The organism is Rhodococcus sp. CX (genome assembly GCF_015865005.1).
Classification (GTDB): Bacteria; Actinomycetota; Actinomycetes; order Mycobacteriales; family Mycobacteriaceae; genus Rhodococcus.
In genome coordinates this window covers 27,630-33,280 of sequence record NZ_JADZGH010000075.1, presented here as the reverse complement: position 1 = coordinate 33,280, position 5,651 = coordinate 27,630, and the positions used below count along the sequence as shown (strand labels likewise).

Annotated in this window: 7 protein-coding genes; all 7 read left to right on the top strand. The window is 62.7% G+C overall.

What is annotated here, in order from left to right; translation table 11 throughout:
- Positions 1-1,287, top strand: a 1,287-nt coding sequence (locus tag I0Q12_RS08445) for an AMP-binding protein (RefSeq protein ID WP_197251500.1), incomplete at its 5' end; no start/stop codon positions are given.
- The gene (locus I0Q12_RS08440) at positions 1,284-2,048 is read left to right on the top strand and encodes an SDR family NAD(P)-dependent oxidoreductase (RefSeq protein WP_197251499.1); all 765 of its coding nucleotides are present in this window, start codon (positions 1,284-1,286) and stop codon (positions 2,046-2,048) included. The genes I0Q12_RS08445 and I0Q12_RS08440, both read left to right, overlap by 4 nt.
- Positions 2,049-2,178: 130 nt before the next feature.
- A complete protein-coding gene (locus I0Q12_RS32405) occupies positions 2,179-2,580 on the top strand; it encodes a cytochrome P450 (protein ID WP_231610282.1) in 402 nt (133 codons plus the stop codon).
- A complete protein-coding gene (locus I0Q12_RS08435) occupies positions 2,544-3,440 on the top strand; it encodes a cytochrome P450 (RefSeq protein ID WP_231610280.1) in 897 nt (298 codons plus the stop codon). The genes I0Q12_RS32405 and I0Q12_RS08435 overlap by 37 nt, the downstream gene beginning before the upstream one ends.
- A 663-nt stretch (positions 3,441-4,103) precedes the next feature.
- Entirely contained in the window at positions 4,104-4,733 is a 630-nt protein-coding gene (locus tag I0Q12_RS32400; RefSeq protein WP_231610279.1) for a ferredoxin reductase, read from the top strand.
- A gap of 152 nt (positions 4,734-4,885) precedes the next feature.
- Positions 4,886-5,077, top strand: coding sequence for a 2Fe-2S iron-sulfur cluster binding domain-containing protein (locus tag I0Q12_RS32395; protein ID WP_307846119.1), 192 nt, complete (start codon positions 4,886-4,888; stop codon positions 5,075-5,077).
- A gap of 50 nt (positions 5,078-5,127) precedes the next feature.
- Positions 5,128-5,499, top strand: coding sequence for a hypothetical protein (locus I0Q12_RS08425; RefSeq protein ID WP_197251498.1), 372 nt, complete (start codon positions 5,128-5,130; stop codon positions 5,497-5,499).
- Positions 5,500-5,651 lie beyond the last annotated feature (152 nt).

Genomic DNA, 5,651 nt, shown 5'->3' with positions numbered 1-5,651 from the left:
GAAACCAGGTACATCCTCGACGACGCCGGTGTCGATGTCGTCCTGTGCGACGCCGAACACGCGGAGATCGCCGCTCGCGCCGCGGAGGGCACGGGGGTGCGCCTCATCGTTGCCTGGGGCGACGGTGATCTTCCGACCGACGTTCGATCGTGGGCAAGATGGTGCGCGGAAGCCGGTGATGCCGAGCCGCGCACCGACCTCGAACCGCGGCGAACGCTTGTCTACACCTCCGGCACCACCGGCCGGCCCAAGGGTGTCGAACTGCCCTACACGTCCTGGGTGGGCGGCGAGGACATCACCGAGCACGTCGCCCGCCTCGGCGGCAGCCGGATGATCCCGTTCGGCCGACACCTCGTGGTCGGCCCCATGTACCACTCCGGCCCGTTGGCCGCGACCCGGCTCTTCATCGGAGGTGCGCCGGTCACCGTGCTCGGAAAGTACGATGCGACCGAGGTGCTCGCCGCGATAGAGCGCGACCGAATCGGCTCCACGATCATGGTCCCGACCCATCTCCAGCGGCTGCTCGACCTTCCGCAGGAGGTACGAAATCGGTTCGACCACAGCTCGTTGAAATACGTGCTGCAGGTCGGGGCGAAGTGTCCGGAATCGGTCAAACGAGCGATGATCGCGTGGTGGGGACCCGTGGTGTGGGAGAGCTACGGTGCGAGCGAAGTCGGCACCACCTGCATGATCAGCTCCGAGGAGTGGCTCCGTCATCCCGGCTCGGTCGGCCGCTCGGTGGCGCCGTTCGAAGCGTTCGTTCGCCTGTCGGACGGAAGCGAAGCACCGCCCGGAACCGAAGGCGAGCTGTGGTTCCGGGATACCAGCGGGCACGGAATCACCTATGTCTCCGGAGCCGGCACGGACGAGACCTTCACGCTGGGCGAGATCGGTGTCATCAACGAGGACGGGTATGTATGGATCACCGACCGCGCTGCCGACATGGTCGTCTCCGGTGGTGTGAACATCTATCCGGCCGAAGTGGAGCAGGCCCTGCTCGACCATCCGCAGGTGAGCGATGTCGCCTGCTACGGCGTCCCTGACCCGGAGATGGGCGAGCGACTTGTCGCCGTGGTGGTCGCATCGGGAAGCGAACGACCCGTGGTCGAGCAACTTCGCTCCTTCTGCCGTGAACGCTTGGCGGGGTACAAGTGCCCCAAGGAATTCCTTTTCGCCGACGAATTGCCCCGAACCGCGGTGGGCAAGCTGGACAAGCGCGCGATCCGCTGTGCTTACGACCCGCCCCCCGCCCGTGTGGACGCCCGAGGAACTGCGAGGACATCGTGACCGAAACATCGACATCGGATCGCCCGACCGCCCTGGTCACCGGAGCCGGACGCGGGATCGGCCGGGCCATCGTTCTGCGTCTTGCACGAGAGGGTTACGCACCCATCGTGGTGGACCTCGACGCCGAAGCCGCCGAGAAGGTAGCCGCCGAAGCCGGGGGCAGAGCGGTCGCCTTGGATGTCACCGACACCGATGCTGTGCGTGAACTCGCCGCGTCTGTACCGAATCTGGACGTACTGGTCAACAATGCCGGCATCTTCCCTCCCGCACCCATTGCCGAAGTTGCTCTCGCGCAATTTCGTGCGGTGATGGATGTCAACGTGCTCGGTCCACTCAACCTCATCCAGTGCTTCCTCCCGCAGCTCAGTGCGGCACGCGGGGCAGTGGTCAACATCGCGTCGACCGCCGCGAAGGCGCCGGTGCCCGGAACAGCGGCGTACTCGCCGTCCAAAGCGGCACTGATCTCGTTGACGAAGTTGTGCGCCGTCGAATTGGCTTCGACCGGTGTGCGATTCAACGCCATCGGACCGGGCGGGGTGCAGACAGAGGGCACGGCGTCCGTCAGTGCAGATCCCAAACGTGAGGCACGGTTCAACGAATTGTTGCCCCTGGGGCGACGCGCGCTGCCGGACGATATCGCCGACGTGGTGCCGTTCCTGGTCGGATCCGACGGACGGTACGTCACGGGTCAGGTGATCTACGTCGACGGAGGATTGACCGAATCCACCATACCTTTCCTGCAAGCAGCACAGCGGATTTGAATCCAACACATTCTGACGGTGTCGATGCGCCAGTCGCACATCCGAGTTCGAAATCACATGAGGGAGCGTCTCGATGAGTACCTGTCCACACACCCGAGAGTCGATCACACCCGACTTTCCGGTCAACCGCTTGCTCGAGCTGGAAGACGACAGCGTGCGGTGTCCGTTCCCGGCGTACGAACACCTACGCAACGAACATCCGGTCGTCTGGAGCGATCGGCTGAACGCCTGGCTGGTGAGCAGATACGACGACATCAGAAATGTGCTTCGTGACGCCGAATTGTGGTCGAATCGTCTCGCCAGCGGACGGAGCTCGGTGACCGGCTTGGCCGAACGTGTCGCAGCCGACCTCGACTTCCCGCCGGAGACGCGGCGCCAGGCACACCGACGACTCGAGCTGAGTAAGTTTCCGGTGTTGCTGCTTTCCGATCCGCCTCTCCACAAGCGACAGCGCAGCCTCGTCGCAATGGCGTTCACTCCCGGCGGGTCAAGCTTATGGAGCCGGAATTCCAGCAGATCGTCGATGAGCTGATAACCTCGTTCCACGATGCCGGACAGGCCGATATCGTCGCGGACCTCGCGATGCCCCTGCCGATGACTGTGATCGCGCGGATCCTCGGTGTTCCTCACGAGCTCATGCCCACCTTCAAGCAGTGGACGATCGCGTTCACCAAGGGAGTGGGTGCGTTGGACATGCCGCGTGAGGACATCATCGACATGTTCGCCCGTGTCGACGAGTTCTACGACTATTTCACCGAGCAGTTGGCGAAGCGTCGCGCAGAGCCTGCCGATGACCTGCTCACGGATCTTCTGAACGCCAGGATGGACGGCGAGCAGCCGCTGGTCGAGTCCGAGATTCTGCAAATGTTGGTCCAGTTTCTCGTGGCCGGCAACGAAACCACGACGAACCTGATCGCGAGCACAACCAAGCGGCTGATCGAGGATCCCGAGTTGATGGCGAAGGTGCGGGCCGATCTCTCTCTGGTCCCGGCGCTGATCGAGGAGACGCTGCGGCTCGAGGCACCGGCGCAGGGCATCTTCCGTCTTGCCACAAGGGACACCGAGGTCGGAGGGCAACCCGTCGCCGAGGGTGAGTTGATCTTCCTGATGTACGCATCGGGCAACCGCGACCAGGACTTCTTCCCCGACCCCGATGAATTGGAGATCGACGGATCCCGCGCCCAGCATCTTGCGTTCGGTCGTGGCGAACACGTCTGCCTGGGTGCGAACCTCGCCCGCCGGGAAGCGCAGATCGCCGTCACCACACTCCTTCAGCGACTCGACAACCTCGCGTTCGCAGACGCGGGCGAGAAGATTCCGTACTTGCGCAGTTTCGCGTTGCGAGGTCCTACGTCCATTCCGGTGACCTTCACAAAGGTTACCGAGTCCTGAACGTCGGCACGGTTTCTCGACGTGACTGCAGCAATTCGTAGCAGCCTTTGCTCGGATCGGACGTAGCGAGTTTGCCCTGCTGGCCTCCCGCCGGGACAGCAGGGCACGGCCGACCTTCTGTGCACGAATACAGCGGAGGTAATACTCGCGTCCTTGACTACCGCCTCGGGCAGTCACGAAAACTCGACCCCGGTCGTCGACGAAGACATCGGGGTGCGCATCACATACCGCGACCTCCGTCGACATCACACGGTGGGTGGCCTTGGCCTCGAACACTCTCTCCTGCAGACCCTTCCTGTCATTGCGGTTTGTCGATCGTGGCGATTTTCAGCTTCCCGGCTCTGGGCGGGTGGTTCCTGGATGCTCTGGGTGCCGGCTCCACCACGTCCGTCTTCGTCCATGGAAGGCACCCGGAATGGTCGCTTTCCGAAATGATTAGTGCTAGACAAGCTCATTCCCGCGTGCAAGTATTGCGTACGAGGGCTCGTCGGTTCACTACCTGAACGTGGGCATGATGAGTTTGCGAACCACCACGCATAGGGATGGGCCGCCCTCGCTCGGATCGAGTCCAATCTCGGTGTAAGCGCTCCTCGCCCTTCCTGCATCAAGCCGCAGCGAAATCGTCTGCCTTGATGGAGGACCGTAATGTCGGAGGTGTGTTACGTGGCAGCGAAGAACATGGAGTCGTCGTCCAGTGATCTTGTGGCCCTTGTGATTACTCGGGTCCACACTGAAGCCGACCGGATCGTTTCCATCACCTTCGAGACAGATGACGGTAGCGACGTCCCTGCATGGGGGCCCGGCGCTCACATCGACGTGCAGTTGCCATCCGGGCTGTCGCGGCAATACTCTCTTTGTGGCAACCCCACTGACCGACACAGCTACACGATCGCGGTTCTGAAAGAGGTCGATGGACGTGGCGGCTCACGCGAGCTGCATGCCGTTGCGCAGGCCGGTTGTCGGCTGAAGGTCCGACCTCCCCGCAACAATTTCCCCCTCGAAGCTTCTGAGTCATATCTCTTCCTCGCCGGCGGGATCGGCATCACTCCAATCCTGCCGATGGTCGCCGCAGTGGATCGGGCGGGAGCCGATTGGCATCTGGTGTACTGCGGCCGACATCGCGAAAGCATGGCATTCCGAGACATTCTGTCCGCATACGGAAACCAGGTCGAGCTCTGGCCGGAAGACGAACATGGTCGGCCTGACCTCTCGGCACTCATGGCGAATGCCCGACCCGGAACCTCTGGTGTACACGTGCGGCCCCACGGGCATGATCGACGCGGTCACCGCTGAGCACGTACACCATACTCATCTACCGCCCCTTTCGGCTCGAGCGGTTCTGCGCGGCAGGGCCGTTGAACACAATTGGTGACGCCTTCGAGTTGACTCTGGCTCGTACGGGTCGAACGGTTCACGTAGGTCCGGACACCACGATTCTCGAAGCGGTGCAGGGGGTCCTTCCGGACGTTTCGTACTCGTGCGGGGAGGGCTACTGCGGGGAGTGCGAGACACGGGTTCTCGAGGGCGAGCCGGACCATCGGGACGACTTCCTCATGCCTCACGAGCAGGAGGCCGGCGACCGGATGATGCTGTGCGTCAGCCGCTGCAAAGGCCGGCGTCTCGTGCTCGACCTCTAGCTCGTCAGCTTCGCCCGGTCGCTCGTTTCAACATATGGAAAGGGTCGTTCATGTCCATCACCTCTGATGCCGTCGGCGCCTATCTAGTCCCGAACGAGATCGCTGACGCGGCAGTCCAGCCCGACTCCTATCTCGACGTCGAAGGGATCGTTTACCCGGCCTACGCGTGGCTTCGCGCCAACCGGCCGGTAGGCCTCGCTCGACTCGAGGGTTACGACCCGGTCTGGTTGGTAAGCAAGTACCAGGACATCGTCACCGTCGAGCGGCGCACGGATGTTTTCTCGGTCACCCAGCATCAGAACACCTACAACACCAGGGACTCGGATGCTTTCATGTACTCGCTGACCGGTGGGGCGCGCCCTATCGACGACCTGACTCACATGGACCCGCCGGAGCACACCGAAGTCCGAAATGAAATGTAGTCGGCCCGCAGTTCACGCCTCGGCACATCGCCCGCCTTGAAGGAAAGATCCGCGAGCACGCTCGAGCTTCCGTCGAGCAGCTTTTGATGATCGAGGGCGAGGTGGACCTCGTCGAACAGCTCTCGCGGTATCCGCTTCATGTGATCATGACT